At 36.7% G+C, this 17,043-nt stretch carries 14 protein-coding genes; 5 read left to right on the top strand and 9 right to left on the bottom strand.

Annotation, left to right across the window (positions count from 1 at the left end; translation table 11 throughout):
* The first annotated feature begins 18 nt into the window (after nucleotides 1-18).
* From PZ898_RS17345 to PZ898_RS17325, 5 genes are all read left to right on the top strand, one after another.
* Nucleotides 19-750: an MIP/aquaporin family protein gene (locus PZ898_RS17345; RefSeq protein ID WP_277693850.1), complete on the top strand. Its 732-nt coding sequence runs from the start codon at nucleotides 19-21 to the stop codon at nucleotides 748-750.
* A 5-nt stretch (nucleotides 751-755) separates the two neighbouring features.
* The gene (locus PZ898_RS17340) at nucleotides 756-1,568 is read left to right on the top strand and encodes a hypothetical protein (RefSeq protein WP_277693849.1); all 813 of its coding nucleotides are present in this window, start codon (nucleotides 756-758) and stop codon (nucleotides 1,566-1,568) included.
* Nucleotides 1,569-1,730: 162 nt separating this feature from the next.
* A complete protein-coding gene (locus PZ898_RS17335) occupies nucleotides 1,731-2,153 on the top strand; it encodes a hypothetical protein (protein WP_277693848.1) in 423 nt (140 codons plus the stop codon).
* Nucleotides 2,154-2,390: 237 nt separating this feature from the next.
* Nucleotides 2,391-3,368 (top strand): hypothetical protein, encoded by a 978-nt coding sequence (locus tag PZ898_RS17330; RefSeq protein ID WP_277693847.1) that lies wholly within the window; start codon nucleotides 2,391-2,393, stop codon nucleotides 3,366-3,368.
* 78 nt (nucleotides 3,369-3,446) lie between these two features.
* Nucleotides 3,447-6,167: a hypothetical protein gene (locus tag PZ898_RS17325; RefSeq protein ID WP_277693846.1), complete on the top strand. Its 2,721-nt coding sequence runs from the start codon at nucleotides 3,447-3,449 to the stop codon at nucleotides 6,165-6,167.
* 58 nt (nucleotides 6,168-6,225) lie between these two features.
* Here the strand turns inward: PZ898_RS17325 and PZ898_RS17320 are convergent, their stop codons facing one another.
* From PZ898_RS17320 to PZ898_RS17280, 9 genes are all read right to left on the bottom strand, one after another.
* Nucleotides 6,226-8,433, bottom strand: coding sequence for a reprolysin-like metallopeptidase (locus PZ898_RS17320; protein WP_277693845.1), 2,208 nt, complete (start codon nucleotides 8,431-8,433; stop codon nucleotides 6,226-6,228).
* A 142-nt stretch (nucleotides 8,434-8,575) separates the two neighbouring features.
* A complete protein-coding gene (locus PZ898_RS17315) occupies nucleotides 8,576-9,073 on the bottom strand; it encodes a low affinity iron permease family protein (RefSeq protein WP_184935558.1) in 498 nt (165 codons plus the stop codon).
* A 142-nt stretch (nucleotides 9,074-9,215) separates the two neighbouring features.
* Nucleotides 9,216-9,503, bottom strand: a complete 288-nt coding sequence (locus PZ898_RS17310) for a hypothetical protein (protein ID WP_277693844.1) — start codon at nucleotides 9,501-9,503, stop codon at nucleotides 9,216-9,218.
* 10 nt (nucleotides 9,504-9,513) lie between these two features.
* Nucleotides 9,514-11,685, bottom strand: a complete 2,172-nt coding sequence (locus PZ898_RS17305) for a TonB-dependent siderophore receptor (protein ID WP_277693843.1) — start codon at nucleotides 11,683-11,685, stop codon at nucleotides 9,514-9,516.
* A 320-nt stretch (nucleotides 11,686-12,005) separates the two neighbouring features.
* The gene (gene rpsJ / locus PZ898_RS17300; protein ID WP_002661363.1) at nucleotides 12,006-12,311 is read right to left on the bottom strand and encodes a 30S ribosomal protein S10; all 306 of its coding nucleotides are present in this window, start codon (nucleotides 12,309-12,311) and stop codon (nucleotides 12,006-12,008) included.
* Nucleotides 12,312-12,327: 16 nt separating this feature from the next.
* Complete coding sequence (fusA, locus tag PZ898_RS17295) at nucleotides 12,328-14,445, bottom strand: elongation factor G (RefSeq protein ID WP_062673585.1); 2,118 nt, start codon at nucleotides 14,443-14,445, stop codon at nucleotides 12,328-12,330.
* A 6-nt stretch (nucleotides 14,446-14,451) separates the two neighbouring features.
* Nucleotides 14,452-14,928 (bottom strand): 30S ribosomal protein S7, encoded by a 477-nt coding sequence (gene rpsG, locus PZ898_RS17290; RefSeq protein ID WP_062673583.1) that lies wholly within the window; start codon nucleotides 14,926-14,928, stop codon nucleotides 14,452-14,454.
* Nucleotides 14,929-14,951: 23 nt separating this feature from the next.
* A complete protein-coding gene (rpsL, locus tag PZ898_RS17285; protein WP_002983146.1) occupies nucleotides 14,952-15,365 on the bottom strand; it encodes a 30S ribosomal protein S12 in 414 nt (137 codons plus the stop codon).
* 321 nt (nucleotides 15,366-15,686) lie between these two features.
* Entirely contained in the window at nucleotides 15,687-16,817 is a 1,131-nt protein-coding gene (locus PZ898_RS17280) for a hypothetical protein (RefSeq protein ID WP_277693842.1), read from the bottom strand.
* Nucleotides 16,818-17,043: the final 226 nt, after the last annotated feature.

Below are 17,043 nucleotides of genomic sequence, written 5' to 3'. Positions count from 1 at the left end.
CCCATCAAAAAAACTTATATGACCCCATTTATTGCAGAAGTTATCGGAACGATGCTTCTTATATTGTTAGGCAACGGTGTTGTAGCCAATGTTGTCTTAAAAGATACAAAAGGAAATAATTCCGGATGGATTGTTATTACTACCGCATGGGCACTGGCCGTATTTGTGGGAGTAACCATTGCAGGGCCAATAAGTGGGGCCCATCTGAATCCGGCTGTAACCATTGGTCTTGCGACAGCAGGAAAGTTTTCGTGGGACCTGGTTCCCTCTTATATTGCAGCCCAAATGATTGGAGGAATGCTGGGTGCATTTTTAGTGTGGCTGTTTCATAAAGATCATTTTGCCATTACAGAAGATGAAGGTGCAAAACTGGCATGTTTCAGTACAGGTCCGGCCATCAGAAAAACATCTTCCAATCTTATCAGTGAGATCATCGGAACGTTTGTACTGGTATTCTGTGTCTTCTACTTTGCAGATCCAAGTATTTCTTTACAGGCAGACCCAACAGCTAAAGTAGGATTAGGTTCTATTGGAGCCATTCCCGTTACGTTTGTAGTGTGGGCAATTGGTTTATCTCTGGGAGGAACTACAGGCTATGCCATTAACCCGGCAAGAGATCTTGCCCCAAGAATTATGCATGCCATTTTGCCTGTAAAAGGCAGCAGTGACTGGAGCTATGCGTGGATTCCTGTAGTAGGTCCGATTACCGGAGCTATTATCGCAGCAATATTATATGGATTTTTAAAATAAAACACATGATGAGAAAAATCTTAAAAGGGATCTTCTTTCTTGTTTTAGGAACAGGAAAACTACTTTCACAGGAAAGTGCTGAAGCCAAGAAATCCAAAGAAGGAAGACTTGATTTTACAGCCAACATTCAGAATAATCATTTATGGAGAGGTCTTATCATTACTGATAAACCTGTTGTAATGGGAAATCTGTCGTATGCCCTGGATGCAGAAAAGAAATGGAAGGTAGGAATCTGGGGAGCATCTGCACTGGCGGATGATAAAGACAATACCCATTATAAAGAGATCAATTATTATATTCAATATTCTGACGGGCGTTTTTATATCGGGCTATGGGATCTTTACAACTCCCGAAACATCAATACTGCAGTGGCTGCTGATGATATCTTCAGCTATTCACAAAGAAGAACTGCTCATATTATTGATTTAAGGACCAACTATACTTTCGGACCATCATTCCCAATCAATATTGAGGCTGATATCATGCTGTATGGAGGTGCCAATGCAGGAGAAGTAATTCTGGAAGCTGATGGAAGTTACAAAAAGAACAGATATTCTACTTATGTACAGGCAAGTTATCCTGTTATTAAGGGACAGAAAGTCAATCTGGATGCATTTGTAGGAGCCGGGTTTGCCCTCAATGATAAAACGTTCTTATATGGCAATGGCAAAAACAGCTTTGACATCGTAAATGTAGGTTTGAAGGCCGGAAAAGTGGTTAAGATTACTGATCATTACAGCCTTCCGGTATCCATGATGGCGATGTGGAATCCATCGAATAAGTTTGCAAGGATTCAGCTTGCGGCAACCGTTTTTTAATCTGATTTTAACTCATTATAGAAAGCCACTCCCAAAAGAAGTGGCTTTATTGTTATAAAAAACTTTCAGTGAAAGAGATTTTGTACAACACATCTTTTAAACAACCGTGTTTTTACGGTGAATGTTTTTGCTTAAAAATCTTTACTTTTGAAAAAAATATCTATGAAAAAGTTTTTCAGTATAATGATTCTGTGCATCAGTATTTTTACGTGGGCACAGCAGACAGAACTTCCTTTTATCGGATACAGAGCTTTTGATATCATGAAAGGATATAGCGGCACAGGTACTCCTCATTATTATCTGGATGTAAAAAATAATGGTGATGTATATTTTGGATATGTCCAGATCAATCAGGCCAGCGGAGAAGAAACCACGGAAGAAATCAATGCAGGGAAATATGCTCCTAATAAGGTCATGAAAGTGGTCTTTAAAAAATATGAGGAAACGTTTTTCGTAAAGTTTGATAAAGAAAAAATTTACCTTACGGATGAAAAAGGAAATGTTAAGAATCTTGAAGGTTGCTGCTCATCAACTGAGAGCGTTAATAAAGAAACCTGCACCTGCGAAAGCGAATTTTTTAAGTAGTACAATATAGAGAAAAAGCCACTCCATTTGGGGTGGTTTTCTTGTTGTGTAAAACCACCCCGTCAAATTACAAATTTGCCACCCCTCCGGAGGAGGGGAATCGTTATACAACCTACTGCATTTGAACAAATCATACTACATCAATACAATATTTTTTGCTTATTACCTTTAATCACCGGGATTTTACGGTTTATATTCTGCCAAAATATCTTTAATTTTGAAGGGTGATTTACACCAATGAAACATTTTAAAATTTTATTTCTATTTCTCCTCTTTCTTACTGTATCATGCAACAGGAAAGAGAATCATCCTTACACTTTCTATTACTGGAAAACCAAACTGAAGCTTGACAATGCAGAAAAGAAAGCATTGGATAAAGCTACGGTTCCTTACTTATACACCAGATTCTTTGATGTAGATAAAGTAAACGGAAAATTTCAGCCAGTAGCAGTGATTACCAAGGGCCAGAGTTTTCAGACAGACAAACAGATTGTTCCTACGGTTTTCATTACCAATCAGACCTTGCTGGGGATCTCTGCAGATGAGATCCGATTTCTGGCAGAAAGCATTCATCTTTTAATTCAAAAGAAAACAGAAGAATATCATCTCAAAACCAATAACGAAATTCAAATTGACTGCGACTGGACTGCGGGAACACGAAATGACTATTTTAAACTTCTGAAAGAGCTCAAAAGGATTTCCGGAAAAGAAATAACCTGTACGCTTCGCCTTCATCAGGTGAAAGATAAAAAGCAGACCGGAATTCCTCCTGTGGAAAAAGTATACCTGATGTGCTACTCTACTTCATCACCTCTGGAAAAGTCTGATAAGAATTCTATCCTGGATGTGAATATTCTGAAAAGCTATCTTTCAAAGATGGAAAACTATCCTATCAAAAAGATTGAGGTGGCACTTCCCATTTATTCATGGGGGATTGTTACCAATCACTTAGGAAAACACAGACTTATTAATGCCTTATCGAAAAGAGATCTGGAAAACGCCAATTTCAAAAAGATTTCAGATCACGAAGTTGAAGTCATGAAAGACGGATTCTACTTCGGAAGTTATTTAAATAAAGGTTTCAAAATAAAGGTAGAAGAAATCTCCGAAGAACAGCTTAACGATGTCATTGTATTTTTACAGAAAAAAATCCCGCATTTTAATATTATTTATTATCAATTAGATAGTAAATTTGTTTCAGACCGGAAATTTTAATCTCTTAGAGATAGAGGCATACTTGCCAGAACACTGCCATCATACAATATTAAAACTAAAAAAAACACTACACACCCTATGAAAAAGTATATTCTTTCACTTGCGGTCGTATCACTTTTCTATACACAATCTGACGCCTGTGCGTGGTCAGATCCTGATTATGATTACTTCAACCTTTTTACGCAAACCATCATCAAAGACAAGGCTTATCTTCCCTTCCTGCACAATTATTCAAGCAGATTTTATGGAGGATATAACTCAGCATTGATTCCTGATGACAATGTGGAAACCTGGAAGAAGTTTTTCAACAATCAGCTGAGCTATTCTGAAACTCAGAATCTGGTGTATAAGATGAGTATGAACGACCTGAATGCTTTAAAGAACGGAAATCCAACCAACCCTCTTTTACAAAAACTAGGCACCGGATTTTACCAGAAATATAAGGAAGGTATTGATTATTTGATTGAAGCCAAATATCTTGAGCCTTATATGAGCATCAATTATATAGAAAGTGAAAACTCATTCTATTACGACAGGGATGCCAACAGAAAAAATGCTACTGCTCTTGATTACCATAAAACAATTGCAGCCTTAACCTCTCTGTACAATGCAGCAAGAAATCCGGAAATCAAACAGCGTTACGGATATCAGCTGGTACGTCTGAATCATTATACAAGAAATTACGATTCTGCAGTACAGGCTTTCAAAACGTATGTAGAGCCTATCAAATTAAAAGGAACGGTGTACTTCATGTCTCTGGACCAATTGGCAGGAGCACAAAGAGGACTGGAAATGAACAGTGATGCCAACTGGAACTTCTTCCAGGTATTCATGAACAGCAAAGACCGTAAGGAATCTGCATTTGTTTCGATGAAGCTTTCCGACACGGCCTCTTTCAGCAATATCATAAAAAGAGCCAACACGAATGAAGAAAAGAATATGGCTTACTTCCTTTTAGGCTATGAAGACTTCAACAATCCTATTCCGATGATGGAAAAGATGTATGAAATCAATCCAGATTCCGAGATTCTGAAGGTAATGGCTGCCAGAAGTATCAACGAGCTTGAAAGAAGCTATCTGCCTACCTATTACTACACTTCAGATGCTCAGAAAGCAGCAGAAAAAGAGAATTCAACGGATAACACCTCAAAAGGTACATCTGCAGATTCAACCAAAACTGAGGTGAAAGAAGAAAAACTTTCTTTCTGGCAGAAAATTGTAAGGTTCTTCAAAAATCTTTTCGGTGGTTCCAAATCTGATAAAAAAGGTGACAATGCCAAGGCAGACCAAAGTGATGATGAGCTGTTCAGCAATCCGGACAGAATTCCATTCTATAACAGAACAGGGTATTATTACGATGAAAAAACACAGGATTTCCTTAACGACCTGGAAAAATTCACAAACAAAACAAAAGAAAAGTCTAAGGATGAATACTGGCAGATTGCAGATGCTTATCTTAAGTTTTTAAAGAAAGACTATAAAGAAAGTTCTGAAATTCTTAATGGCATTAAAACGGCCAATCCGGAATATCTGGAGGAAATCAAAAGGATGAAAGTTCTGAATGACATCGTTTCCCAGCCGAAAATTGATGCAGACTATGAAGACCATCTGATGAAAAATTATGCAGAATACTTTGTAGAGAAAAAGGTAGAGAAAGATACAGCCACTACAGATCATTTCGATTATTATGGTGAAGTCCCTTCTACAGCAGATTTCCTTAAAGATGTTATTGCGAACCGTTATTTTCTTCAGGGAGAGGATGGAAAGTCATTCCTGATGAACAATAAACTTTCAGATCTGCAGTACAATCCGAATTCCAGTTTGGTAAAAAGCGTGGAAGAGTTTTACAGAAAGCCTGATAAAACCCAATTTGAGCAGCAGATTATTGCCAAAAATATGGACAGCGTAGGTAATATTGATGCCTTCTTTAATACCATTTATGGAGACAGAGCCATGAGACTTGCCGATTTTGAAAAAGCAAAAGCGTATTATGAAAAAGCAAAAAGTTTTGCGGGTATTCCAAGACAAAATTATGAATGGACAGAAAAGAATGGGCAAACCATCACTCCAAAACAATATGCTCCTTCAGAATATAATGGATTTAAAAATATTTCAAATCTCGTATTCGGACATAATGTGTGGGAAAGTTTCGGAAGTGCTGACACTGAAAGTATGAAAGCAGAAAACTATACTGATTTCCCTTTCATCAAAACAAGAATGGACAAACTTGAGCTGGCAGATGCATTGATTCAATTGAAAAAGATCGGAAACGGTACGGGTGAAAAAGCGGCAAAAGCCAATCAGCTTATCGGAAACTTATTGTACAATACTTCTATTTTAGGATATTATCGTCAATTATTTGTTATGGATATCGACAACAGCAACGGAGGTAAATATGATTTCTGGAATACAGACAGAAAGAATCCTTACAAGTATTACTACAAAAACTTCCTTGATACTTCTTATATTGAACCTGATAATTTTGACCTGTCAATAAACTATTATCAAAAAGCACTTAAGCTTTCCAGTAATAAAGAGGAAAAAGCAAGAATCTTATTCCAGATGGCAAGTGCTGAACAGGGCAAGTATTACCAGTATGAAGCGAAAGCACCAAAAGACTTTGATTATTCTGATCCAAAATGGTCTGAAAAAGAAGATGCCAGACAAAAGGAAATGGACAACCTTAAAAACCAAAAATACAGAACCTATTTTGCTCAGTTGAAAGCTCAGTATTCTGATACTGAAACGACGAAGAACTTAATGGGAAGCTGTAGTTATTTCAACTATTTTATGAGATAGTATAAACCATAAAAAAACCTCTGAGTGATCAGAGGTTTTTATTTGATTGTTAACCGGATTATTTTTTTACAAACTTAGTGGTACTCTTTTCTTCTTTATTGGTAATGGTAATAAAGTAGATTCCTTTCACAAGAGTTCTTACATTAATTTTGCCTTCTCCTATTGTTCCTTTTGCAATCAACTGGCCTGGAGCATTAAAAATTTCATAAGAAGCACTGGAAGAGACATTCATCACATTCAATACATCTTCTACAGGGTTTGGATAGATTTTAACAGATTTCACATTTTCTCCTTCAGAAACTGCCAGTAGACTGGACACGGTAGCCTGCTTCACGGCATAGAAAACATTTCCGATTGCTGAAACTCTCAAGTGAATTGTTTTTCCGGCTAAAGATGCAGGGATGAAAACGTTTGCCGATCCGCTATTCGGAACTGATGCAGCAAGGACATTCCAGGATGCTCCCGCATCTTCTGTATAATCAATTTTTACATTAGCTACATTATATGGAGCAGCTGTTGTTCCGGAAACAGTCCATGCAATTGCAGAATTCACATTAGGTGTCAATGATGTTGTGTTTACAGTAAATGCAGCTGCAGAACCTACTACAACAGTTTGTGTAGCATAAGCAGTCTGAGCCTGTCCTCCTGGTTTGTTATCTCTTACTGTCACGCGGAAGTTAGTCGTTCTTGCTACCGTACTTGCAGCTTCAAAATCTGTTGTATTTTTTACAGCTCCTCCCAATACGGTTGCCAGCTTAGGGAAATATCTGGTAGGACTTGTGGTAGGCGCCCAGGATCTAAAGTTTGCTCCTGAACTTGTATTTCCGATATTGGTTTTGGTTACCCCTCCGGAAAGGCTACTTGAATTCACCTGTTCCCAGCAATAAGTCAGAGCATCACCATCTGGATCAGTTGCCGAAGCAGTCAGCACGAATGCTGTAGATTTCGGAATGGTATACGTCGTATTCATGGCCGTTACAACCGGCGGATTATTGGTGATTGGTGTTTCCACATCAACGGTTACCGCAGCAAGATTAGCCTGTACCTGATCAATACTTACACTATGAAAATAGGCATCTGAATGTGACTGAACAGACATACTTCCCCAAAGCCCCGCATATCCCATAATAGAACTTCCTGTACCTGGTTCTACATAAGTATTAGAACCCGTTCCTTCATCTCTGCTGAAAGTATGGTTATCTCCAAGCTGATGTCCCATCTCGTGTGCTACATAATCTATATCAAAGTTATCACCCTGTGGTATGCTATTCGCAGGGGAAGTAAAACCGCTTCCTTTGTAGTTATTTGGAGAAGGTAAATTATCACAATCAGGATTAATAGTTGTAGATGTATCATTATTTCCTATACAGCCTATACAGCCTGCATTTCCTCCTCCTCCGGAAGCTCCGAACAAGTGACCTATATCAAAATTAGCATCTGTAACCCCATAAGCTCCTCCATGCAATGTATTCATCAGCTCATAATTCCATTTACACATCTGGCTGGAATCACTGTAAGGATCGGTAGCTGCGTTAGTAAATATCAGGTTAGGTGCATCAATCGCATTGACATGAAGATTAAATTCTTTTTCAAATACACCGTTTACTCTTGATAAAGTAGCATTGATCTGTGTCAGTGCGCCAGCAACACCACCAAAATAGGCAGTATACTCACCTGTAACAGACATGGCCAATCTTAAGGTATGGAAGGTTTTATTATTTGATTTTGCTGCTGCTCCAGAATTCTTAAGCTTTTCAAGATTAGCCACAGCTTCTTTATCTTCTTTGGTAGAGCAGGCAAATGCATGTCCGCTTTTATTAGTCTTTCCATGTACGGAATAATAAGACTTATCAGATGTTGCAGGTTCTATAAATTCATATTGACCCTCAGCACCAATAATCATAGACTGAAAATCATGGGGAGCAACACTGAATCTAATATATTTAGTAGGATCATCAACGCCAATTCCAACATAGGATCCCAACTGGTATTTGTTAGCCAAAGTTTCATCCATTACCGGAAAACTACTGACTGTAAATTTCTCAATTTTGCCTTCAAGAGTTGGAATATTAATAGTGATGGGAGAACCTTCACCTATTTTAGGAGCTCTTAGCAGCTGTGTTCTTATCTGGTCAATATCAAGCTTGTAATAAACAGAATGATCACTTTTTTTTATTATTTTCTGCTGAGGCAATCCTCTGCTCCATTGGGCATTCGCGGATATTGCTAACAGGAATATCGGCAAACAAAATAATTTTACTTTCATATGTTTTTTCAATAAAAGTAAATATTTATTAAAACAAACACTAAAAACAAGATTAAAAATTAAAAACAACCACTGAAATCCATAATAACACCAATAAGAGAATTAAAAAAAACCATAATATTCAAAAATATTTAGAAAATTTTTAATTCTGTTTTTTATATCCCTGTTTCTGTATCCATTCTTCATGTTTTCTTTTAAAGAACTCATATTTGTAATCATGATTCCTCTGTGCTGCATCAATGGAATGAGACGTATGGATATCCGCATCTTTTTTGGCCAGCTCACCCAGTTTTTCATAGTAGACATGAAGCTGATCCAGCTCTGCTTCTGTAAGATCTTCAATATCTACAATGCGATTGCTTGCTTTTTCGTGAGCCGCAATAAGCTCATTGAGTTTAATCTGTATGGCTTTGGAGTCTTTGTTCTGAGCTTTCTGAATGAGGAATACCATCAGAAAAGTAATGATTGTAGTTCCGGTGTTGATTACCAGCTGCCAGGTTTCAGAATAATTAAAAAAAGGTCCTGTTACTGCCCATATTACTACAATAATAAAGGCTCCTATAAAAGCATATGGACTTCCTGTAAATTTTACAGCCCAGTTTGAAAATTTCTCAAAAAAGCTATGGTTCATTTTTTCCATGGTGATCATTTTATAGATTGATTAAATGTATAAAATTAACAGGAATCAGGAATCAGGAATCATAAATACAAACAAAAACATTAAGACAATAGTACTGTCTTAATGTTTTCTAATTAAAATTGATATGAATGTTTGAAATATATTATTTGATTTTTCCTGAAAAACGGTTTTCAAGGTTTTGTTTTTCTTCCGCTATCATACTCTTTCCGATTTGAGCAGATGAAAATGGTTTTGGATAAAATGTATTATTCCAATGATCCTTCCAGGGAGAAATGTTACCCCATGAGTATATGCTTCTGGGATTTGTGTAATGTTTTTCAATATTTTCCCTGGCTGTTTTCAGTTCTTCTTCGGATAAATGTTCTTCGGAACATGAGCTTAAACCGGCAACGGCAATTAATAATAAGAATACTGTTCTGCTAATTTTCATAATTTTTGTGTTAGAATTTATAGTTTACCTGTACAGCAAAGTTTCTTGGCTGGATCTGATCAATATATCCGCCTCTGAAATAAGAGTTATATCCTACGGAATCAAAAATATTATTGAAGAATCCTCTTAATCCTAATCCATTTTTGAAGGAATATCCTATTTGGGCATCTACCGTAGTATACTGCGGCATGAAAAAAGGTTTTTCTCCAGGCTGGGTTCCGTTCACATGACCGTTTTCTGTATTGGTATATTTCTGTTTATAATCATCTACCGGTCTTTCTCCAACAAAATAAATTCCGGCTCCTACGTCAAGACCTGTAAGAATCCCCTTATCGAATTTATAATTTAACCATGCATTAGCAGAATGTTTAGGAGTATTAATAGGTGCTGAACCGTTCACAAATGAAGGACTGTCTTTATACTGTGCATCTACATAGGCCCATCCGGTCATTACCTGTAGGTTGGGAAGAATTTTACCTATCAACTCCACTTCTACACCTTGTCTTTTTAGGTTACCTGCAAGTGCATATTTCCCTGTAGGGTTTCCACCATCAAGAAGTTCATATGATAAATTATCCGTATTGATATCAAAAACGGTTACATTAAATCTCAATCTTTCATTCAGCCAGTCGGACTTAATTCCAGCCTCCCATTGTTTTGTAGTGGAAGCTCCAACAGTTCCACCGGTAAACAATACGTTATTGGAACTTCTCAACGCTGTAGTACTTGTATAGGAACCAAAGATGTTCATATTTTCAATCGGAGAAATCATAATTCCCAATGAAGGGTTCCATGCGTAGTCTTTTTCTTTATCCGAACCGATGAGTCTGCTATAACGAACTCCTAAATGAGCCTTTATATATTTGTTGAACGTAATAACATCCTGTGCCATTAATCCCATAGTAGGAGCTACCGTATTGATTGCATTAGCTGTTGATAAGTCTATATTAACTCCGGCAGGCAGGATATTGTTGATTTCATTCAGAACGTTGATCTGGTCAACATCTTTTGCTTTATATGAAGTTGTAGTAACGTTAGATTCTTTCCAGTCAAAACCTACCTGGAAAGTATGTTTCATGAACCCTGTCATTACATCAGTACCAATAAAATCAAATTGGAATACCTTATTTAAATCTTCCCTGTCAGATCTTGTTAATGTTCTGTTACGGAATTCTGTCGGATTATCTCTCTTTAGAGGTGCCAGTGCTGCACCTACAATTTCGGTCTGATAGGATGAGCTCATATAAGCCGCTCTTACCTTCAATTTTTCAGTCAGTTTTCGTGTAACAGTTGTTGAAAAGTTGAATGTTTCAGTCTTTGCTTTATCTGTAGAAAAACCAAGGAATTTTCTACCTGGCATTCTGTATATTGCTTCTGTATCTCCTTTAGCAAGGTTTACAGTTCCTCTATCTGGTGTTGTATTGTTATGCATATAATCCATTTCCACTACAATCTCCGTTTTATCATCCGGACGAATGGCAATAGATGGATTTACATAAATACGTTCTGTATTAATAAATCTTCTGAAGCTGTTATTATTTTGGTAAGCAGCATTTAGTCTCACTGCAACTTTCCCCTGAGAATCTAGTACTCTCTGAAAATCGACTGTTGGTCTATAGAAATACCAGCTTCCATATCTTAAACCTACATTAGTCTGGTTGATAAATTTGGGTACTTTAGTTACCACATTTATCACTCCACCTGCAGAGCCTAGACCATCCCCTATTCCTTGTGTAACGGCAGCAGAACCTTTAATTATCTGAATACTTTCTATTCCCTGCATATCGGTAAGCATTCCTGCAGTACGAAAATCGGAATCCATTTGTACTCCATTTTTTAAAACGGGTACTCCTCTGTATCCTCTGATAGACATACTTTCTCTGGTCCCTCCATAGCTACCGAACTGAGTTACTCCCGGAACATTCTTTGCTACATCAGTAACCGTCAGCCCTCCAAGGTCTTCAATTACTTTATGCGAGATTACGGAAATACTCTGAATCTGGTCTCTGGTTTTTAAAGGCAATCTTGTGATTGCTTCCAAACCTTGCGGTTGCTTTTTTCTTTCACCGAATAATTCTACTTCATCAATTTCTTTCGACTTTTTGATAGAATCGTTAACTTTCTGTGCATTTACAAAAACCCCACCCAATACAAGCAGAGAAAAGGATACTACTTTATTCATCTGATAATTTTTTGCAAAATTATTATTTTTATTAATTCTAAATAAACAAATCAGTGTGACATATGTCACCATGAAAAGCCCAGCCAATATCAGATTATTAACCTAGTTCACAGACTCTTTAAGATCCCCAAATGGATTATCTGTATTATTAAGACAAAACCCAAGAAGATCTTTTATCATTATAGAAAGTACAATGCAAAAAAAGCCGATTTGATAAAATACAAACCGGCTTTTCTATTAATTTTTTAAAAGTCATAGTTATAAAAAAATCCGTCCCTGAAAAGGAACGGATTGTATAATCATTGCAAAGTATGCATTTATCACACTTTAATTTCAACGTCTACACCTGAAGGAAGTTCTAATTTCATTAGAGCATCAACAGTCTTAGAAGAAGAAGAGTAGATATCCATTAGTCTCTTGTGAGCTGAAAGTTGGAACTGCTCTCTTGCTTTCTTGTTTACGTGCGGAGATCTCAACACTGTGAAGATTCTCTTATTCGTTGGTAATGGAATAGGACCGTTTACAACAGCACCAGTAGCCTTTACCGTTTTTACGATTTTCTCAGCAGACTTGTCTACCAAGTTGTAATCGTAAGATTTTAGTTTTATTCTGATTCTTTGTGACATTTCTTTAATTTAAAAATTAACCTTTTGCTTTAGCTATGATTTCTTCAGCAACGTTTTGTGGAGTTGGTGCGTATTTCTCTAATTCCATAGAAGAAGTAGCTCTTCCTGATGAAAGTGTTCTTAGAGTTGTTACATATCCAAACATTTCAGAAAGTGGAACAGAACCTTTGATTACAACAGCTCCGTTTTTCTCTTCCTGGCCACTGATAGTACCTCTTCTCTTGTTAAGGTCACCAATGATGTTACCCATATATTCTTCCGGAGTTACAACTTCCAGTTTCATAATAGGCTCCATAATTACTGGTTTAGCAGCTTTACCAGCTTCTTTAAATCCTAGCTTAGCAGCCATTTCGAAAGAAAGAGCGTCAGAATCCACTGCGTGGAAAGATCCATCTTTAAGAGTAACTTTAATACCTTCAACTTCGAAACCAGCCAATGGACCGTTCTTCATTGCAGCTTTAAATCCTTTTTCAATTGCAGGAACGAATTCTCTAGGAACGTTACCACCTTTGATCTCATTGATGAATTCTAAACCAACTTTACCTTCGTCTGCAGGTCCTAGTTCAAATACAATGTCAGCAAATTTACCTTTACCTCCAGATTGCTTTTTGTAAACTTCTCTGTGGCTGGCAACTTTTGTTAAGTTTTCTTTGTACTCTACCTGAGGTTGTCCCTGGTTTACTTCAACCTTGAACTCTCTCTTCATACGGTCTACAATGATATCTAAGTGAAGCTCACCCATACCAGAGATGATCGTTTGTCCAGAAGCTTCGTCAGTTCTTACAGTAAACGTTGGATCTTCTTCAGCCAATTTAGCTAGAGCGTTACCCATTTTATCCTGGTCAGCTTTAGTTTTAGGCTCAACAGCGATACCGATTACCGGATCAGGGAAAACCATCGATTCAAGAACGATTGGGTTTTTCTCATCACACATCGTATCACCAGTTTTGATAGACTTGAATCCTACCGCTGCACCAATATCACCAGCTTCAATATATTCTACCGGGTTTTGTTTGTTAGCGTGCATCTGATAGATTCTTGAGATTCTTTCTTTATCTCCTGAACGAGAGTTCAAGATATAAGAACCAGCATCCAGTCTTCCAGAGTAAGCTCTGAAGAATGCTAATCTTCCCACGAATGGGTCAGTAGCAATCTTAAATGCTAAAGCTGCGAAAGGCTCATCTACAGATGGTTTTCTTGTAATTTCAGCGTCTGTTCTCGGATCAGTACCTTTGATATCATCTTTATCCAATGGAGAAGGCAAGTATTTACATACTGCATCCAACATAAACTGTACTCCTTTATTCTTGAATGAAGAACCACAAGTCATTGGGATAATAGATAAATCGATAGTAGCAGCTCTCAATGCAGCATTGATTTCTTCTTCTGTAATTGAATCCGGATCTTCGAAGAATTTCTCCATCAAAGTTTCGTCATACTCAGAAACAGCTTCTACTAGTTTTTCTCTATATTCAAGAACTTCATCTTTCATATCTTCAGGAATTGGCACTACTTCGAAAGTAGCTCCTTGTCCTGCTTCATCCCAGATGATCGCTCTGTTTTTAATTAAGTCAACAACTCCTTTGAAATCTTCTTCAGCACCGATTGGTAAAACGATTGGAACTGCGTTAGATCCTAACATTTCTTTAACCTGGTTTACCACGTTAAGGAAGTCAGCACCTTGTCTGTCCATTTTGTTTACGAATCCCATTCTTGCAACTTTGTAGTTGTCAGCAAGTCTCCAGTTTGTTTCAGACTGAGGCTCTACTCCATCTACTGCAGAGAATAAGAATACCAATCCATCCAATACTCTTAAAGATCTGTTTACCTCTACTGTGAAGTCAACGTGTCCCGGTGTATCAATGATGTTGAAGTGGTAAGGTTTAGTTTCTGGTAAAGCTTTTCCTTGATCTGTTGGAAAGTTCCAAGAACAAGTGGTAGCTGCAGAAGTAATAGTAATACCTCTTTCTGCTTCCTGCTCCATCCAGTCCATTGTAGAAGCACCATCGTGAACCTCTCCAATTTTGTGGTTTACCCCTGTATAGAATAGAATCCTTTCTGTAGTGGTAGTCTTACCTGCATCAATGTGAGCAGCGATACCAATATTTCTTGTAAATTTAAGATCTCTTCCCATTTCAGATTAGAATTTGAAGTGTGAGAAAGCCTTGTTAGCTTCCGCCATTTTGTGAGTATCAGATTTCTTTTTGAAAGCAGCACCTTCTTCTCTTGAAGCAGCTACAACTTCGTTAGCTAATTTCAAAGCCATAGACTTATCATTTCTAGCTTTAGAATACTTGATTAACCATTTCATTGCCATAGAAATCTTTCTATCAGCTCTGATTGGCATAGGGATCTGGAAGTTAGCTCCACCTACTCTTCTAGAACGTACTTCTACGTGAGGCATTACATTTGTAAGTGCATCTTTCCAGATTTCAAGTGCAGTTTTTTCGTTATCTCCTTTTTTAGTTTCTACGATATCTAATGCATCATAGAAAATTTTGAATGCGATTGACTTCTTACCGTCAAGCATTAAGTTGTTTACGAATCTCGTTACCAATTGATCATTAAATTTCGGATCTGGTAACAACGGTCTTTTTTTCGCTTTTGTCTTTCTCATTGCTTTTGTACCTTATTTAATGATTATTTTTTCTTTCCTTTTGCAGGAGCAGCAGCTGCTTGTCCTGGTTTAGGTCTCTTAGCTCCGTACTTAGATCTTCTCTGTGTTCTTCCATTTACACCAGCTGTGTCTAATGCACCTCTTACGATGTGGTAACGTACTCCCGGTAGGTCTTTCACCCTTCCGCCTCTAACCAATACTATCGAGTGCTCCTGAAGATTGTGTCCTTCGCCCGGGATATAGGCGTTAACTTCTTTACCGTTAGAAAGTCTTACCCTTGCAACTTTTCTAAGTGCAGAGTTTGGTTTCTTAGGTGTAGTTGTATATACTCTCGTACATACACCACGTCTTTGTGGACAAGAATCTAGGGCAGCCGATTTGCTCTTCTTGGCAAGCGTGGCTCTTCCTTTTCTTACTAATTGTTGAATAGTAGGCATTTAATTGCTTTTTATTTTAGGGTGCAAAAATAGTAATATTTTTTTAATCTACAAATACTTATATAAAAATTAAAATCAAATACTTACATCCGAAATGAAACACATTTCATGAGTATCATTATAGAAGTACAATATACATGCGGAAAACAAGCAGGAAAAAAATAGATTTTACAGTATAAAAAATGAGTATTAAATAATTATGAAATCTATCGTTTCCTAGTTTTCAATATTTTTTTTCTTTAAAATAGATTCCGGAAATCGGATCCGATGTATTTAAAAATCTTCCTACACTTATGATGATTGAATCCTTCAATTTTAATTCTATATAAGATAGTTTTGAATCCATTCAATCATGGTATCATGCTGAAGATGCAGGAGAACCAATAAATAAAAAATACCGGAAAAAATAAGATATGAAGATTTTATCGGGTTAGTATTGAATGATATACCTTCAGCATCATTTGTTTTTAACAGCGATGTAAAAACAACGAATAATAATGTGGAGTAAATATAATTCCATCTCATCCAGTCTATTCCAAGATAATATAAAGGAGCAACCCAAATAATGCAGATCATATTACAGAAAAGGTAATTATATAATGATTCTTTTTTAAACAGATAAATATAGAGACCCATTTGAAATATCATAACAAGGAGCTCAATAGCATGAACCAGAAACGATAATTTATACTGAATAACATAGTTAAAATCAAAATAATATTCCAGATCAAAAATATTCTCTTCCTGAAAAACCACTCCTCTGCTTTTCAGGATCGACAAACTTTCACCTTCGTTCACATTTCCACCCCAAAAGTATATAATACCAATACTGGTAAACGCTGCTGCTGTTATAGACAGGAAGTATTTAATATTAATTTTCTGCCATTTAGAATAATTAATCCATAATAGAAAAGGGAAGAAAAAAAATCCCGCCTCATGTATGAAAAGAAAAATTATATAAAACACCCATAATAGCGCATCATTAAGCTTAGATTTTTTTGAAAAAGAATACCACAGCATTATAAGAATCAATATGATTTCTCTTCTCCCGGCATTTCTCACAGTCAATGCAGGAAATAAAAGAATATAAGGTGAGGCCATGATGCTCAGATAAAAAAGATCAACCTTATATTTTTTCAGGTATAAAAACGTCCCGTACAGAATTCCCGACAACCCCACGATCTGAAGAATAAAGATCTGAAATTGTAATTTCAATCCCGTCATATCCTGTATATAAAAAAATACATCTCCCAAAAGACCTCTTCTTTTGAAACCGCCATCTGTATAATTGATCAGCCAGTCAGAAATTGTCCAGGCAGAAAATGGTTCTTCAGCTTTCAGATATAATGCGATAAAAACACCAATATAAATCAGTACAATTCCAATACTGAAATATTTCACCAGCGATCTTTCTTTATTTTCAGGGATATTAATAAGGGTATCAAAAAGCATAATAGTCTATAATTTCTGAGGTCTGTTTTAGATAAACACAATATTAATACTTCCAAACTATATTTAAAAACTTTCTTATAGTTATGATCTATTAATAATCAGTGGAGTTCGGCACGATATTTCGTAAATTTGGGATATACAAATGATAAACAAATCAGTCATCATAAAAAAGCTTCATACTCTACTGAACCGAAGTGGTGATTGTATCACATTTTAAAAATAAATA

This window comes from Chryseobacterium sp. WX (assembly GCF_029542485.1).
Lineage (GTDB): Bacteria > Bacteroidota > Bacteroidia > Flavobacteriales > Weeksellaceae > Chryseobacterium > Chryseobacterium cucumeris.
This window is presented reverse-complemented; position numbering and strand designations above follow the sequence as displayed.

Coding starts and splice junctions, on each gene's coding strand:
- PZ898_RS17345 (WP_277693850.1), top strand. CDS start 19: ATGACCCCATTTATTGCAGAAGTTATCGGAACGATGCTTCTTATATTG.
- PZ898_RS17340 (WP_277693849.1), top strand. CDS start 756: ATGATGAGAAAAATCTTAAAAGGGATCTTCTTTCTTGTTTTAGGAACA.
- PZ898_RS17335 (WP_277693848.1), top strand. CDS start 1,731: ATGAAAAAGTTTTTCAGTATAATGATTCTGTGCATCAGTATTTTTACG.
- PZ898_RS17330 (WP_277693847.1), top strand. CDS start 2,391: ATGAAACATTTTAAAATTTTATTTCTATTTCTCCTCTTTCTTACTGTA.
- PZ898_RS17325 (WP_277693846.1), top strand. CDS start 3,447: ATGAAAAAGTATATTCTTTCACTTGCGGTCGTATCACTTTTCTATACA.
- PZ898_RS17320 (WP_277693845.1), bottom strand. CDS start 8,433: ATGAAAGTAAAATTATTTTGTTTGCCGATATTCCTGTTAGCAATATCC.
- PZ898_RS17315 (WP_184935558.1), bottom strand. CDS start 9,073: ATGGAAAAAATGAACCATAGCTTTTTTGAGAAATTTTCAAACTGGGCT.
- PZ898_RS17310 (WP_277693844.1), bottom strand. CDS start 9,503: ATGAAAATTAGCAGAACAGTATTCTTATTATTAATTGCCGTTGCCGGT.
- PZ898_RS17305 (WP_277693843.1), bottom strand. CDS start 11,685: ATGAATAAAGTAGTATCCTTTTCTCTGCTTGTATTGGGTGGGGTTTTT.
- rpsJ (WP_002661363.1), bottom strand. CDS start 12,311: ATGTCACAAAGAATCAGAATAAAACTAAAATCTTACGATTACAACTTG.
- fusA (WP_062673585.1), bottom strand. CDS start 14,445: ATGGGAAGAGATCTTAAATTTACAAGAAATATTGGTATCGCTGCTCAC.
- rpsG (WP_062673583.1), bottom strand. CDS start 14,928: ATGAGAAAGACAAAAGCGAAAAAAAGACCGTTGTTACCAGATCCGAAA.
- rpsL (WP_002983146.1), bottom strand. CDS start 15,365: ATGCCTACTATTCAACAATTAGTAAGAAAAGGAAGAGCCACGCTTGCC.
- PZ898_RS17280 (WP_277693842.1), bottom strand. CDS start 16,817: ATGCTTTTTGATACCCTTATTAATATCCCTGAAAATAAAGAAAGATCG.